15 protein-coding genes and 1 pseudogene are annotated in these 15,102 nt (G+C 67.2%); 8 read left to right on the forward strand and 8 right to left on the reverse strand.

Features of this window, described 5'->3' with window-relative positions:
- Positions 1-5: 5 nt before the first annotated feature.
- The 7 genes from DQP57_RS08940 (at position 6) to DQP57_RS08970 (ending at position 7,507) form a co-directional block, all read left to right on the forward strand.
- The gene (locus DQP57_RS08940) at positions 6-1,544 is read left to right on the forward strand and encodes an ATP-binding protein (protein ID WP_112632635.1); all 1,539 of its coding nucleotides are present in this window, start codon (positions 6-8) and stop codon (positions 1,542-1,544) included.
- Between the two features lie 29 nt (positions 1,545-1,573).
- Positions 1,574-2,422: an LLM class F420-dependent oxidoreductase gene (locus DQP57_RS08945; protein WP_112632636.1), complete on the forward strand. Its 849-nt coding sequence runs from the start codon at positions 1,574-1,576 to the stop codon at positions 2,420-2,422.
- Between the two features lie 23 nt (positions 2,423-2,445).
- Positions 2,446-3,312, forward strand: coding sequence for an LLM class F420-dependent oxidoreductase (locus tag DQP57_RS08950; RefSeq protein WP_112632637.1), 867 nt, complete (start codon positions 2,446-2,448; stop codon positions 3,310-3,312).
- A 26-nt stretch (positions 3,313-3,338) separates the two neighbouring features.
- Positions 3,339-4,334, forward strand: coding sequence for a dTDP-glucose 4,6-dehydratase (rfbB, locus tag DQP57_RS08955; protein ID WP_112632638.1), 996 nt, complete (start codon positions 3,339-3,341; stop codon positions 4,332-4,334).
- A gap of 1 nt (position 4,335) precedes the next feature.
- Positions 4,336-4,941 carry a dTDP-4-dehydrorhamnose 3,5-epimerase gene (gene rfbC / locus DQP57_RS08960; protein ID WP_112632639.1) on the forward strand — a complete coding sequence of 202 codons (606 nt, stop codon included), beginning with the start codon at positions 4,336-4,338 and terminating at the stop codon, positions 4,939-4,941.
- Positions 4,942-5,087: 146 nt separating this feature from the next.
- Positions 5,088-6,212, forward strand: a complete 1,125-nt coding sequence (locus tag DQP57_RS08965; RefSeq protein WP_112632640.1) for an acyltransferase family protein — start codon at positions 5,088-5,090, stop codon at positions 6,210-6,212.
- Positions 6,213-6,370: 158 nt separating this feature from the next.
- On the forward strand, positions 6,371-7,507 hold the full coding sequence (locus DQP57_RS08970; RefSeq protein ID WP_112632641.1) for an acyltransferase family protein: 1,137 nt from the start codon (positions 6,371-6,373) through the stop codon (positions 7,505-7,507).
- Positions 7,508-7,547: 40 nt separating this feature from the next.
- Here the strand turns inward: DQP57_RS08970 and DQP57_RS08975 are convergent, their stop codons facing one another.
- The 8 genes and pseudogenes from DQP57_RS08975 to DQP57_RS09010 all read right to left on the reverse strand — a co-directional run bounded on the left by DQP57_RS08975 (position 7,548) and on the right by DQP57_RS09010 (position 13,446).
- Positions 7,548-7,940 carry a hypothetical protein gene (locus tag DQP57_RS08975; RefSeq protein ID WP_112632642.1) on the reverse strand — a complete coding sequence of 131 codons (393 nt, stop codon included), beginning with the start codon at positions 7,938-7,940 and terminating at the stop codon, positions 7,548-7,550.
- Positions 7,937-8,866, reverse strand: a complete 930-nt coding sequence (locus tag DQP57_RS08980) for a metallophosphoesterase family protein (RefSeq protein ID WP_112632643.1) — start codon at positions 8,864-8,866, stop codon at positions 7,937-7,939. Before DQP57_RS08980 ends, DQP57_RS08975 begins: the two co-directional genes overlap by 4 nt.
- Positions 8,863-9,249, reverse strand: a complete 387-nt coding sequence (locus DQP57_RS08985) for a cupredoxin domain-containing protein (RefSeq protein WP_112632705.1) — start codon at positions 9,247-9,249, stop codon at positions 8,863-8,865. Before DQP57_RS08985 ends, DQP57_RS08980 begins: the two co-directional genes overlap by 4 nt.
- Positions 9,250-9,291: 42 nt before the next feature.
- On the reverse strand, positions 9,292-9,999 hold the full coding sequence (locus DQP57_RS08990) for a ubiquinol-cytochrome c reductase iron-sulfur subunit (RefSeq protein WP_112632644.1): 708 nt from the start codon (positions 9,997-9,999) through the stop codon (positions 9,292-9,294).
- Positions 9,996-10,547: an RNA polymerase sigma factor gene (locus DQP57_RS08995; RefSeq protein ID WP_112632645.1), complete on the reverse strand. Its 552-nt coding sequence runs from the start codon at positions 10,545-10,547 to the stop codon at positions 9,996-9,998. Before DQP57_RS08995 ends, DQP57_RS08990 begins: the two co-directional genes overlap by 4 nt.
- Before the next feature lie 42 nt (positions 10,548-10,589).
- Positions 10,590-12,005, reverse strand: a complete 1,416-nt coding sequence (locus tag DQP57_RS09000; RefSeq protein ID WP_112632646.1) for an NAD(P)-binding protein — start codon at positions 12,003-12,005, stop codon at positions 10,590-10,592.
- Between the two features lie 53 nt (positions 12,006-12,058).
- Positions 12,059-12,202 (reverse strand): annotated as a pseudogene (locus DQP57_RS27135) (hypothetical protein); the annotation flags it as partial.
- 413 nt (positions 12,203-12,615) lie between these two features.
- Positions 12,616-13,446: a DUF4226 domain-containing protein gene (locus DQP57_RS09010; protein WP_112632648.1), complete on the reverse strand. Its 831-nt coding sequence runs from the start codon at positions 13,444-13,446 to the stop codon at positions 12,616-12,618.
- A 118-nt stretch (positions 13,447-13,564) separates the two neighbouring features.
- Here DQP57_RS09010 and DQP57_RS09015 point away from each other — a divergent pair, with 118 nt between their 5' ends.
- On the forward strand, positions 13,565-15,097 hold the full coding sequence (locus tag DQP57_RS09015; RefSeq protein ID WP_112632649.1) for a CoA-acylating methylmalonate-semialdehyde dehydrogenase: 1,533 nt from the start codon (positions 13,565-13,567) through the stop codon (positions 15,095-15,097).
- Positions 15,098-15,102: the final 5 nt, after the last annotated feature.

Raw genomic sequence — 15,102 nt, forward strand, 5'->3', positions numbered from 1 at the left:
GAAGCATGACCGGCCCCGAATCGGCGAAGGTGCCCTGCCAACCCGACGAGCTGCGCAGCCTGTTCCTGTTCGAGGCGCTGACCGACGACCAGCTCGCGGTGCTGTGCGCCAACGGGCACATCCAGCAGTACGAACCGGGTCCCATCTGTGTCGAGGGCGAGCCGGCGACCTGCTTCTACGTCCTGCTCGACGGGGAGCTGACCATGACCAAGCTCTCCGGCGGCCAGGACATCGAGACCAACCGCACCTCGCAGCGCGGCGTGTACTGCGGGGCCTGGCGGGCGTTCACCGGCGGCAAGCAGAAGAGCTACGACGCCTCGGTGCACGTGACCAAGCCGTCGCGCTTCTTCGTGATGGACGCGCCGGTGTTCGCCCAGTTCATGAAGGACCAGTTCCCGATGGCGGTGCATCTGCTCGACGGCATCGCTGTCGGCACCGACCGGACCCGCCGGATCATCGACAACCGGGAGAAGCTGCTGGCGCTGGGCCGGTTGTCGGCCGGGCTGACCCACCAGCTGAACAACCCCGCGGCGGCGATCTCGCGGTCCGCGGCGGATCTGCGCGAACGGGTGGCCAACATGCGCCACAAGTTGGCGATGCTGGCCGACGGGACCATCACCCCGGAGGCGCTCAGCGCCCTGGTGCGGCTGCAGGAGAGGGTGGCCGAGCAGGTCGCCAAGTCGGCCTCGCAGCATTTGACCGCGCTGGAAACCTCCGACCGCGAGGACGCCGTCGGCGACTGGCTGGCAGAGCACGGCATCGACGGCGGGTGGGACATCGCGCCGACGTTCGTCGAGGGCGGTGTCGACACCGATTGGCTGGAGCGGATCTCCGCGGTCACCGAGGAGCTCGCGTCGACATCGCTGGAGCAGGCGATCCGATGGATCAACTACACCATCGAGAGCGAGCTGCTGATGAATCAGATCCTGGAAGCCAGCAAACGGATTTCGGCGCTGGTCGCCGACGCCAAGCAGTATTCGCAGATGGATCGGGCCCCGTTCCAGGTGACCAACGTGCACGATCTGCTGCGCAGCACGCTGGTGATGTTCGCCGACCGGCTGACCAAGGACGCGGCCAAGGGCGCCGAGGGCGACCGCGTCGTCACGGTGGTCAAGGACTTCGACCAAACCCTTCCCGAGATCCCTTGCTACCCAGGCGATCTCAATCAGGTGTGGACCAACATCATCGACAACGCGATCGCCGCGATGCGCGACACCGGGGGCACCCTGACCATCCGCACCTGCGCCGACGGCGACAACCTGGCCCGCATCGAAATCTGCGACACCGGACCGGGCATACCCGAGGACGTGCGCGAGCACATCTTCGAGCCGTTCTTCACCACCAAACCCTTCGGCGAGGGCACCGGGCTGGGCCTGGACCTGGCGTTCAACATCGTCGTGAAGAAGCATCGCGGCGACCTGCGGGTGGAGTCGGCGCCCGGCGACACCCGGTTCATCGTGCTGCTCCCGCTCACGGCGCCCGCCGCCGACGTCGCAGCCACCGATCTCGACGACGTCGACGAGGATCTGGCCGTTTCGGAATAGCTTTCGCGGGGCGCAGGTTGGGAACAACCATGACCGATGCAGCGAGCAAGCCCGACCTCGGCCGGTTCGGATCGTTCGGACGCGGCGTCACCCCCGAACAAGCCAAAGACATCGAGGCGCTGGGCTACGGCGCCGTCTGGGTCGGCGGTTCACCGCCCGCCGAGCTGTCCTGGGTCGAACCCCTCCTGGAAGCGACCACGACGTTGCAGGTGGGCACCGGCATCGTCAACATCTGGACCGCCCCCGCCAAGCCAGTGGCCGAATCGTTCCACCGCATCGAGGCGGCCTACCCGGGCCGGTTCCTGCTGGGCATCGGCGTCGGGCATCCCGAGGCGCACACCGAGTACCGCAAGCCCTACGACGCGCTGAGCGACTACCTCAAGCAGCTCGACGACTACGGCGTGCCCGCCCACCGGCGGGTGGTGGCGGCGCTGGGCCCGCGCGTCCTCAAGCTGTCCGCGGAGCGCTCGGCGGGAGCGCACCCGTACCTGACCACCCCCGAACACACCGCGCGGGCGCGGGAGATCATCGGGCCGTCGGCGTTTTTGGCGCCCGAGCACAAGGCGATCCTGACCACCGACGCCGAGAAGGCCCGGGCGGTCGGCCGCAAGGCGCTCGACGTCTATTTCAACCTCGCCAACTACCGAAACAACTGGAAGCGGCTGGGTTTCAGCGAGGACGAGGTCACCCGTCCGGGCAGCGACCGCCTGGTGGACGCGGTGGTGGCGTACGGCACGGTGGACCAGATCGCCGCGCGGCTCAAAGAACACCTCGACGCCGGCGCCGATCACGTCCCCGTGCAGGTCCTGACGAAGGATGAAAACCTGGTCTCGGCGCTGGCCGAACTGGCGGGGCCGCTGGGGTTGAAGCAGTCCTGACCGATCACCGAGGGGGAAGCCGGATGACCGAAGGAGTTCCACTCAAGCCCGAGCTTGGCAGGTTCGGCGTGTGGCTGCCCACCCGCTCCATCTCTCCCGAATTGGCCGCGGGCATCGAATCGCTGGGGTACGGCGCGGCCTGGATCGGTGGCTCACCGGACGCCGAGCTGTCCTGGGCCGAGCCGGCCCTGGCGCGCACGACGTCGCTGCAGCTGGCCACGGGGATCGTCAACATCTGGTCGGCGCCCGCCGGGGCCGTCGCGCAGTCCTTCCGGCGGATCGAAACCGCCCACCCCGGAAGGTTTTTGCTGGGCATCGGGGTGGGCCACCCCGAGCACACCGCGCAATACGTGAAACCGTACGACGCCCTGGTCTCCTACCTCGACGAACTCGATGCCGCCCCGGTGCCGACCAGCCGGAGGGTGCTCGCCGCGCTGGGCCCGCGAGTGCTGCGGCTCGCGGCGCAGCGCAGCGCCGGCGCGCATCCCTATCTGACGACGCCCGAACACACGGCCAAGGCGCGCGATTTGCTCGGCGGGGCAGTGTATTTGGCGCCCGAACACAAGGTGGTGCTCACCACCGACGCGGAGCGGGCGCGGGCGATCGGCCGCCAGACGGTCGAGTTCTACCTGGGCCTGAGCAACTACGTGAACAACTGGCTGCGGCTCGGGTTCACCGAGGCCGACGTGCGCAAGCCCGGCAGCGACAGGCTGATCGACGCGGTGGTCGCCTACGGGACACCGCAGGACATCGCGGCGCGGCTGGGTGAGCACCTCGAGGCCGGGGCCGACCACGTGGCGATCCAGGTGCTCGGCGCCCACGCCGAGGAAACGCTGCTACCTGCGCTAAGCGAATTGGCCGGAGCTCTGGGGCTAACTCGCGCAAACTGACCGATCGGCTCGGTTAGGGTTTGGGCATGCGGTTACTGGTCACCGGCGGCGCTGGATTCATCGGCGCCAACTTCGTGCACAGCACGGTCCGCGAACACCCCGAAGATTCCGTCACGGTGCTCGACGCCCTGACCTATGCGGGTCGGCGCGAGTCACTGGCCGACGTCGAGGACTCCATCGAGCTGGTGGTCGGCGACATCACCGACGCCGAGCTGGTGTCGCGGTTGGTCGCCGAATCCGACGCGGTCGTGCACTTCGCCGCGGAAAGCCACGTCGACAACGCGCTGGAGGGCCCCGAGCCGTTCCTGCACACCAACGTCGTCGGCACCTTCACCATCCTCGAGGCCGTGCGGCGTTACGGCGTGCGGCTGCACCACATCTCGACCGACGAGGTCTACGGCGACCTGGAGCTCGACGACCCCCAGCGCTTCACCGAGGCGACCCCCTACAACCCGTCCAGCCCGTATTCGGCGACCAAAGCCGCCGCCGACATGCTGGTGCGGGCCTGGGTGCGCTCCTATCGCGTGCGCGCGACGATCTCGAACTGCTCCAACAATTACGGGCCGTATCAGCACGTCGAGAAGTTCATCCCGCGCCAGATCACCAACGTGCTCACCGGCCGGCGGCCCAAGCTGTACGGCGCCGGCGCCAACGTCCGCGACTGGATCCACGTCGACGACCACAACAGCGCCGTCCGGCGGATCCTGGACAAGGGCGAGATCGGGCGCACCTACCTGATCAGTTCCGAAGGCGAGCGCGACAACCTGACCGTGCTGCGCACGCTGCTGCAGATGATGGGCCGCGAGCCCGACGACTTCGACCACGTCACCGACCGCGCCGGCCACGACTTGCGTTACGCCATCGACCCGTCCACCCTGTACGACGAATTATGTTGGGCGCCAAAGCATACCGACTTCGAGGAGGGTCTGCGTGCCACCATTGACTGGTATCGCGCGAACGAATCGTGGTGGCGCCCGTTGAAAGACGCCTCGGAGGCCCGCTACGAAGAGCGTGGGCAGTAGCGTGCAGATTCGCGAACTGAAGATCCCCGGCGCCTGGGAGATCACCCCGACCGTGCATGGCGATTCGCGCGGGCATTTCTTCGAATGGCTCACCGACAAGGGCTTCTGCGGCTTCGCCGGTCACCGCCTCGACGTCCGGCAGGCCAACTGCTCGGTGTCCTCGGCGGGCGTCTTGCGCGGATTGCACTACGCCCAGGTGCCGCCGAGCCAGGCCAAGTACGTGACCTGCGTGCGCGGTTCGGTGTTCGACGTGGTCGTCGACATCCGGGAGGGCTCGCCGACCTTCGGGCAGTGGGACTCCGTGCTGCTCGACGACACCGATCACCGGACGATCTACATTTCCGAAGGCCTCGGCCACGGCTTCCTGGCGCTGCAAGACAATTCGACGGTGATGTATTTGTGCTCGGCGGAATACAACCCGCAGCGCGAACACACCATTTGCGCGACGGATCCGGCGCTGGCCATCGACTGGCCGCTGGTGGATGGCGCGCCGCCCAATCTGTCCGACCGCGACGCCGCCGCGCCCAGCTTCGACGAGGCGCGCGCCTCCGGCCTGCTGCCCACCTGGGAAGAGACGAAGGCGTTCATCGACGGTCTGCGCGGCTGACCGCGCGGTGGCAGGGGCCTAAGCCCCTGAGGTTGCGGGCACCGAATCGGTGCGAGTACTTTCAACCGCCCATCATGTCTGGCCGGTGACGCTAAGATTGCGCCGATGATTCCGATGATGCCCAGTGCGCGCGCCGGGGGACGCCGATGAAGCTCGGGCAGGTATTCGATCCGCGCAGCAATGCACTGAACGCATGGCGGTTAGCGCTCGCGGCCGAAGTCATCTTCTGGCACACCTACCCGGTTCGCGGTCATCTGCCCTCGTTGCGGGCCGTTCTGCAGCTTCTCCTCTCGGTCGGGGTGGATGGCTTCTTTGCGATCTCGGGATTCCTGATCACGGCGAGCTGGCTGAGCAACCCGAAGCTGCGCGCCTACCTCGCTGCCAGGGCCCTGCGCATCCTGCCCGGCTTCTACGTCTGCATGATCGTGACCGCCTTCGTGTTCGCCCCGCTCAGCGTGGCGATCCAGGGCGGTTCGCCGGCCAAGCTGCTGTTTTCGTTCGCGCCGTTCGAGTACGTCCTGAAAAACATCGGTGTCTTGTGGCTCAAGCCCGACGTCGGTGGCACTCCGCACGACATTCCCAACGCGGGCATCTGGAACGCGTCGCTGTGGTCCCTGTTCTGGGAGATCATGTGCTACCTGGTCGTTGCCGCCATCGGCGTCGCTGGACTGGCCAATCGCCGGTGGGTGTCGCCGGTGATCTTGGTGGTGGCGGCAATCGGGGCGTCCATGATGCCGCCGGTCACCTTCCCCGAAGTGTTCAATCGGCCGACGGGGAACATGGGCATCGTCCTGGTCTTCATGGCGTGCCGGGCCGCGATCATGTTCGCGGCCGGGGCGCTGCTCTATCAGTGGCGGGACGTGATTCCCGCGCGCTGGTGGCTGGTCGCGGTGAGCGTCGTGATCGTCCTGGTGGCCGGCCAACTGCCGGATTACCGCGTGGTCGCCGCCGTTCCGCTGGCCTACGCCGTGATCGTCTCCGGGTCCTTGCTGCACAACCGGCGATTGCGCTTGCGCACGGACCTGTCCTACGGCATGTACATCTATGCGTATCCGACCCAGCAGCTGCTGGCGGTCCTCGGGTTGCTCAGCCTCAATCCGATCGTGTTCTGCCTGACCGTCGCCGTGGCCACCCTGCCGCTGGCCGCTGCGAGCTGGTTCCTGGTCGAAAAGCCGGCGAGGTCGCTCAAGGCGCGGCTCAAACGGAGATCCGTTGGCTCCCGCGAGCAAGCGGCCATGGCGATGCCGCCGGAGGTGCCGGGTGCCGTTTAGCCATCGTCGTTGCAATTCAAGGGCGCAAGCCGCGGCGCCGCGAGCAAAGAATCGCGGGACAACGACCTGATCAAGGCCACCGCGCGCGTCAGCGTCAAAATGTCTTCGGCCCGTACGATGGCGCCGACGGCGAGTGGTGTGGAGGGGGCGGAGGCTGGATGAAGCTAGGGCAGGTATTCGAGCCGCGAAGAAACGCGCTCAACGCACTTCGGTTGGCGTTGGCCGCCGAGGTGATGCTCTTCCACTCCTGGCCGTGCACCGGTCACATGCCCCCGAAGGCGACCCTGCAGCTGTTCTTCTCGGTCGGCGTTGACGGATTCTTCGCGATCTCCGGCTTTCTCATCACTCGCAGTTGGCTCACCGATCCCCGTCTGCGTGACTATCTCACCGCCCGCGCGCTTCGCATCCTGCCCGGCTTCTACGTGTGCTTGGTCGTGACCGCGTTCGTCTTCGCCCCGCTCAGCATGGTGATCCAGGGTGGTTCGGCCGCCAAGCTGCTCGGGTCCACCGCCCCGCTCGAGTACGTCCTGAAAAACAGTGCGATCGCGTACCTGCAGCCGACCATCGACGGAACACTGCATGGCGCGCCGGGTGGACCCGCCTGGAACGGTTCGATGTGGTCGCTGATCTGGGAACTGCTGTGCTACCTCTTCGTTGCCGCCATCGGCGTGGCGGGCCTGGCCAACCGTCGCTGGATTTCCCCCGCGGTTCTGGTACTGGCGACGCTGGCGGCGCTGGTGGTTCCGCCTCTGACGTTTCCCGGGGTGTGGACCATCCCGCAGCTTGCGGTGCGCGCGGCGATCATGTTCTCGGCCGGGGCCCTGCTGTATCAGTGGCGAGACGTCATCCCCGCCCGATGGTCGCTGGTCGCGGTCTGCGTCGTCATCGTGGTGGCGGCCGGATTCCTGCCCGACTACCGGGTGGTCGGCGCCCTGCCGCTGGCCTACGCCGTCGTCGTCACCGGCTCCTTGCTCAAGAGCGAACGGTTGAGGCTGCGCACCGACCTGTCCTACGGCGTCTATATCTACGCATTCCCGGCCCAGCAATTGCTGGCCGTCACCGGGCTCGCGACGCGCCTGCACCCCGTGCTGTTCTTCCTCGCCGCGGTGGCGGCCACCCTGCCGCTGGCCGCGGTGAGCTGGTTCCTCATCGAGAAACCCTCGATGTCCCTCAAGCGCCGGCTTCGGGTCAAATGGTCGGCTCCCGTCACGTCCAGCTCCGACGAGCCCGGACCCGTCGACGCGGCCGACGCCCTCGCCGACCAGCCGGCACCGGAGGCCCCGGGCGCCGCCTAGGCGCGAGCTCACCGGCCGTCGCTGTCACTCAAACGTCGGCTCAAACGGAAGTGGTCTGGCGCCCTCGACGCCACAGCAGGCCGCCAAACCCCCACAGCACCAGCGTGATCGCCTCGGCCGTGACGCTGACGGCCGCATAGGGCGCTGGGTCCCAGCCGCGTTCGGAGAAGCCGGACAGGCCGACGGTGCGCGACAATACGAACGCGACCAGCGAGCCGGCCGCCAGCGCGGCGCCCGCCCAGCGCAGCCAGGCGGGTCCGCCGACCAGGATCAGCAGCGCGAGCGCGAACGAAACGCTGGCCTGGGCCATGAATGCCGTGCCGATCCTCGGAATATGTTGGTAGCCATGGACATAGAGGTAGGCGTGTGCGGCGGCGGCGACGGCCAGCGACGCGGCGAGGCCGAGCCGAACCAGTGCGTGCGTGAAAGTCATTGCAGTGTGCGCTCCTTCAAGGCCAAGGCGGCCTCTCCCCTGGTGTAGCTGACCTCGCGGATGCCCAACGCGTCGCGCAGCTTGCCCGCGGGCAGCGTGACCGGCTTGGGCGCCGGCCCGTCACCCGGGCGTGGTAGCGGGTAAGCGGTGGTGGTTCCGCTGTAGAAGCTCACGTTGCCTTCGGTTTTGGAGAACAGTTGGTGGACATGGCCGTTGAGGCAGGTGACCGACGAAAAGCGGCGCAGGTAGCTCAACGCCTGGGTGGCGTCGTCGGTGCCCCAGCCCCATTGCGGGTACATGGCGAACAGCGGGATGTGGCTGAACACGACGATGGGCGTGTCGCTGGACAGGCGGGCGACGTCCTTCTTGACGAACTCCAATTGATCGGCGCCCAGGTGGCCGAGCTTATGCAGGTTCAGGGTATTCACGAGCGCGATCAGGTGCACGCCGGCGATATCGAGGCTGTACCATCCATCGCCAACAGAACCGGCGCCGAATGCGTTTCGGTACTTCTGCCCCGCGTCGTCGACCGAGTCATGCTCCCCGGGCACGGTGAGCACGTGTGGCGTCTTGAGGCCCGTCATCATCTGCTTGACCTGGTCGAACTGCTCCGGACTGGAGAGATGGGTGAGGTCCCCGGTGTGGATGACGAAATCCGGTGTGTACCCGAGGTTGTTGACCTGATCGATCGCGTGGCCAAACGTCGAGGTGACATCCGGGTTGGGTGCGCCGGTGAAACCGAGGTGGCTGTCGCTGATCTGGGCGAATCGCAGGGCGGGCCGGCCCGCCGTGTGCTGGGCCGCGGCGTCCCCGGCGACGTGGGAGATGACCTCGCCGCCGGCCACGGCGAACCCGACGGCCGCACCGAACCATGCCGTGTGCCGGATGAGCTGGCGGCGGGTCATGCCGTTCGCGTGGTCGCTCATCCCGTCACCACCACCGTGCCGCGCATCATCGGGTGAATCGAGCAGACATAGTCGAAATTCCCTGCGGTGGCAAAGGTATGGGTGAAGGTGGCTCCGGTGCCCATGCCGGGTGAGTGAAACGAGCCGTCGCTTGCGGCCACCGTATGGGGTTCTTCGTCGCGGTTGGTCCACGTGACGGTGGTTCCGGCGGTGACGGTCAGCGAGGCGGGTTGGAACGCAAAACCGTCGATGGTGACCTGGTTTCCGCGCACGGGAGCCGCCGGTGCGGTTATCGACGGCTCGGTCGTGGGCGCGGGGGTGGTCGCGACCGGCCGTGACTGGGAGCAACCGGCCAACAGCAGCGCGGCCACGGCGGGCACGACCACCGAACATCTTCGCAGCATGGGGATATCCATGCCCAGAGATATGGCGGTGGGTTACACCGCTTAGGCCGGCCGCTCGGGCCGCGGCGGGGCGAACACCTCGATGCTCCCGTTGGCCTCACGAACCATCAGGGACGGCAACGGCTTTGGTGCAATCGGCAATTGGTGGGTGAGCACCTGGCCGGCGGGCGAGAACGACGTGGTGTGGCAAGGGCAGCGCAACGTGTCGTCGGGCGCGTCGAACCACAGCTTGCAACCCTGATGCGTGCACACCCCCGAGACCGCCTGAACTTTGCCGTCGACGCGGCGGACGAATCCGGTCACCGAGCCGAGGTCGAAGGCGTGCATGACACCGTCGGGCACCTCCAAGCTGGCCGCCACCCGCTGCCAGCTGCCCTCGTTGGGGGTGAGTTGCCCGGCCGCGGCCTCGGGGGCGTGACCGTCGCCGGATTGGCCGCGGATCAGGGCGCGATCGACGGAAACCGCGGCGACCGCCGCCGTCGCGGCGGCCGACGTGCCGACGATGACCTGGCGGCGGGTGCTGCCGCGGCCCGGCGCCGTTTGCGTTGGCGCGCCGGACATCTGCTCGGCGAGGCGCCGGTGCAGGTCGGTCAGGAACTCTGGACGCGGCGCGTCACCACCCTCGCGCGCCGCGCGCAGCTCGATCGCCGTGCGCAGCTGCGCCGCCTCGAAATCGTCGGGCGCGAACGGCCTGGGCCGGCGCCCCCGCAACAGATCGTCGACATAGCGTCGCAACCCTCGCGCATTCATGGCTGGCCCCCATCATTGACCTGGGCCGCCAGCCGCAGGGCGCGGTGCTGGAGCACTTTGGCGTTGGCCACGCTGATCCCAAGTTCCGCGGCTGACTCCTTGATCGAATTGCCCTGCAGAAAGCGCGATTCCAATATCTGGCGGTAGCGGTCCGGCAGGCTGTCCAGAACGCGGGCAACCCGCTGCGGCGCGGTGCTGATCGCGTCCTGGCTGTCGGCTGGTTGTTCGACGTCCTCGATCGAGGTTATCTCGCGCCCCAGCGTCTCGCGCCAGTGCGCGGCCAGCACCGTCCTGGCCGTAGCCCGCAGATACGCCCGCACCTCGGCGACGCTCGCGGTCAGCCGCAGCGGCCGCAGCGCGGCCAGGAACACCTCGGCGGTGAGGTCCTCGGCGTCGGTGTGGTTTCCGACGCGCGCGAACAGCGTGCGGTACACCCAGGTCGCGTTGTCGGAGTACACGGCTTCCCAGCTCGGGTAGCCGGCGTCATTGCCGTCGTCGGGCACCGCGCGCAGGGGTCGCGGGCCGACGGGTTCATTTCTTGCCGCCACTTGCCTCCTTCACCCGATGAATATCGACTCGGGTTACACGGGTCAGGGCGCAGCGAGTGCGGCTTCGGCGGCCATGAGCTGGTCGAGCTTGGTGGCGGTGGCCGAGAACACGGATTTGGCGATGCTCAGTATCCGCTCGCGCACCCGCGGCTTCGCCGACGCCGCCGGCAGCAGGTGGCCGATCAGATGGCCGAACAGATCCAGGCGCGCCGCGGAGAGCCACGACATCAGCTCCGGGTCGTCGAACCAGCGCAATTGATTGGTGTAGTCGGCCAGCGCCAGCCGCAACCAGTCGAGGTCGGTGTCCGGATGCGGCAGCGGCACACACAGCTCGTTCTTCACCGCGTCGTCGCGGTACGCGGCCTCGACGTGCGCGATCAGCGCAGCGCTGAAGATCTGCTGACAGCCGCGCACGCTTTGCAACGTGATGCCTGCGGCGTCGAAAATGGGTGTGGCGGGACGCTTTTCGGCACCGTCCGCAGTGCAGTCGATGTACAGTTCGTCGCCGCTGACCGCCACGGTGCCGCCGTCGAGAATCAGCCTGCCCGCCTCGACGGCCACCAGGTGACCCATGCGCACCACGTCGGTGACGCGCCGCAGCTGCTCGAGTTCGAGCCGGGTGACGGTCGCGCAGCGATACATCGCGGGCCGGACCGCCGGGTCGACCCGCAACAGCACGCCCGCGTCTTCGAGACGCGCGAACAGATCCTGCGCCGAGGCCGCGTCGTTGATCGCGCGCAGCTGTGCGGTGAAACTGGCCTTGAGCTTGTCGGCGAACAACGTGCCGGGCTGCATCGTCTCGCGGTCCAACAGCCACGAATCCCGGGGCATGATCCAGGTCAGCCGATCCGGTTCGACGCCGTGACCGAGCAGCCACAGGCAGGTGTCGATTCCGGTCTTGCCGGCCCCGACGACGACGTAGCGCTCGTACGGGCCGAGGCGGGGCAGGTCGTTGGGCGGGACGCACGCGATGCCGTCGGCCACCTCGTACGGAGGGCGGCGCATCGCCGGAACCGTGACCCGCATGTAGGTGGCGTCGACGACGCGGCACGCCCCGCCGACGGTGTAATCGGCGCCGCCCAGCGTGCGGAACCGGCCGTCACCGAGGTATTCGCTCATCGGGAAGTAGCTGACCCGCCCGGTCGGCAACCACTCGCGGCGCATGATGCGGTCGTAGTACGCGCAGATTTCGCCGGCGGTTGCCAGTTCGTAAAGGCCCCGGTTCCAACCGACTTGGTCGATGGTGTCGCTGCCGAGCCTGGCGGAGTTGACGCCGTAGAACGCCGAGGGCTGATGCAGTCGCACAAACGGGTAGGCCATGGTCCAGTGCCCGCCGGGGGCGTGGTGGCGGTCGACCACCACGACGCGGGCCTCCGTCTCGGAGACCAGCGTGTCGGTGAACGCCATGCCCATGGCGCCCGCGCCGACCACCAGATAGTCGGCCTCGATGGTGTGCATCAGCTGTCAGGCTAGCCCGCTCCCGACGTTTAGGCAGGCCCGTCTTCCGCGCGCCAGCCGACCGACTGGTCGCGCCACTCGTCAGGAAACTCCGGCAGCGTGAAGTCGTTCTCGTACGGTGAACAGCCCACCGTGCGACCGATGTCGAGCGCCGGATCGGCCAATTCGCTCAACTCGACGCCGGTTCCCATCGGCATGATGTGCACAACGCAGTTGCCCACAACCGCGCGTACGTGTCCGAGGTAGTGGAGGATGAAGACGTACTCGCCGGGTTGTGGCCCGGAAATCTCGTACGCCTCGGGATTCGGCGTATGCAGATCCAAGACGGGTGGGCACTCCTGTCGCATCATGTCCCGGATTTCGCGCGCCCTCTGTTCACCGTCAGCGGCTCGGTATATCGAGATCGTAAGGCTGCGCGTGCGACCCGTTTCGCGGTCTGCCCAACTGCATAAAAGCGAGTTGTCCCAGAACTTTTCGACGCTTTCCGATGTCGGCCTCATGTTACTCGGAAGCATGTTGCTGATGTGGAAGTACGGTTCCAGCTTTTCGGCAATGAGATCGCGGCGCCCCGTGTAGGTGCGCGGCGGTTCAACGCTTTCAGTCAATCTGCCTATCCCCTCGTCTGCGGGAATGCCGTGATGATCTTCCCGTCACTCGCCGAGATGACGACACGGGTCGTAAAGACGTAGGTGCCGTCCGCACTCGAGATCTTGCGGTAGAGAGCGAAGGTGTCGTTGGTTTGGTTGTACTCCACCCGCTCTGGATAGGCCAACGTTTGAGCTATCGAGTAATCGGCGAGGTAGCGCCAATTGCCGGCTGTCGGCCACCGAGTGTTGGCGACTTGGTCCCACTGGTCTCCGTGTTCCTTTTCGATATGCAGCAACCCGTACTTGTCGTTGCCGCAGTACAGAACGGAGTCGCCTCCGGGTAGTGAACGGAATCCCGCGCTGATCGGCGCGCGATTGAAAGTCCGGACAACTTTGCCGGGATCCTGACCACGCAATCGGCACGCCGCCCACACCTTCGGTTGATATGGCGGGAATGGCACGGGTGGCGGAGGCGGCTCCGCCGGCTTGGGGCCATAGCCGACGGCCTGGTAGGACGGCGCGAGCGATCGCAGGGCGGACGCGCCGGTTTGAGAATCAGCGACCGTCCGGGCCACTACTCGGTTGATATCCCGTGTTTTGGCACCGAGGAATCTGGAGAAATTGGCCGCGCCTGCCGGAGTGTCCAAGGCCAGCCCCTGCTGATTGGCGACGGCCGTCTCGATATCCACCCCAATAGCGTCGAGCTGCTGACGCCCCCGTAGCGCGCTTTGATAAGCAGCACGCAGCGCGGGACCGACTGCTCGATCAGCCGCACCGGGGACTCGCGCAGCCTCGGCCAGCTCCGCCTCACGGCCGCGTGCCGCGTCGGCGCCACGTCCGGTCTCGTCCGCCACGTCGAAACGGTAATTACTGCAGGAAAAGGCGACAAGTCACCCACCTTGCCAACGCCCGAACCGAGTTACTAGGATATGCAAGTATCCGCTTAAGCGCTCAACCACACCCGAGGGCCTCATGACCACACAGATTCCGCACTTCATCGACGGGCAGCGCACCGCCGGCCAGTCCGGCCGCAGCGCCGACGTCTTCGACCCGAGCACCGGGAGCGTGCAGGCCACCGTGCCGATGGCCGGCCAGGCCGACATCGACGCCGCGGTGGCATCGGCAGTTGAGGCCCAAAAGGGTTGGGCGGCAACGAATCCGCAGCGGCGAGCCCGGGTGATGATGCGCTTCATCGAGCTGGTCAACCAGTCAGTCGACGAGCTGGCCGAGCTGCTGTCGCGCGAACACGGCAAGACGCTGGCCGACGCCAAGGGCGACATCCAGCGCGGCATCGAGGTCATCGAGTTCTGCATCGGCATCCCCCACCTGCTCAAGGGCGAGTACAGCGAGGGCGCCGGGCCGGGCATCGACGTCTACTCGCTGCGCCAGCCGCTGGGTGTGGTCGCCGGCATCACCCCGTTCAACTTCCCGGCGATGATCCCGCTGTGGAAGGCCGGCCCGGCGCTGGCCTGCGGCAACGCCTTCGTGCTCAAGCCCAGCGAGCGTGACCCGTCGGTCCCGGTCCGGCTCGCCGAGCTGTTCTTGGAGGCCGGGCTGCCGCCGGGCGTGTTCCAGGTCGTGCACGGCGACAAGGAGGCCGTCGACGCCATCCTGAACCACCCCGACATCCAGGCCGTCGGGTTCGTCGGCAGCTCCGACATCGCCCAGTACATCTACGCCGGGGCCGCGGCCACCGGCAAGCGCTCACAGTGCTTCGGTGGCGCCAAGAACCACATGATCGTGATGCCCGACGCCGACCTGGACCAGGCCGTCGACGCGCTGATCGGCGCCGGGTACGGCAGCGCCGGCGAGCGGTGCATGGCCATCAGCGTCGCGGTCCCGGTCGGTGACAAGACCGCCGACCGGCTGCGCGCCCGCCTTATCGAGCGGATCAACAACCTGCGCGTGGGCCACAGCCTGGACCCCAAGGCCGACTACGGCCCGCTGGTGACCGAAGCGGCCGTGGCGCGGGTGCGCGACTACATCTCCCAGGGCGTCGACGCGGGCGCCGAGCTGGTGATCGACGGCCGCGACCGCGCCAGCGACGAGCTGACTTTTGGGCTGACTGACGGCACTGCCAACCTCGAAGGCGGCTTCTTCATCGGCCCCACCCTGTTCGACCACGTGACCCCCGACATGTCGATCTACACCGACGAGATCTTCGGGCCCGTGCTGTGCATCGTGCGCGCGCATGATTACGAGGAGGCCCTGCGGCTGCCGTCGGAGCACGAATACGGCAACGGCGTGGCGGTTTTCACCCGCGACGGCGACGCCGCCCGCGACTTCGTCTCCCGCGTGCAGGTCGGCATGGTCGGTGTCAACGTGCCGATTCCGGTGCCGGTGGCCTACCACACCTTCGGCGGCTGGAAGCGGTCCGGGTTCGGCGACCTCAACCAGCACGGTCCCTCGTCGATCCTCTTCTACACCAAGACCAAGACCGTGACGTCGCGGTGGCCGTCGGGCATCAAGGATGGCGCCGAATTCGTCATTCCCACAATGGATTAGGGAAA

Source organism: Mycobacterium colombiense (genome assembly GCF_003284935.1).
Taxonomy (GTDB): domain Bacteria; phylum Actinomycetota; class Actinomycetes; order Mycobacteriales; family Mycobacteriaceae; genus Mycobacterium; species Mycobacterium arosiense_A.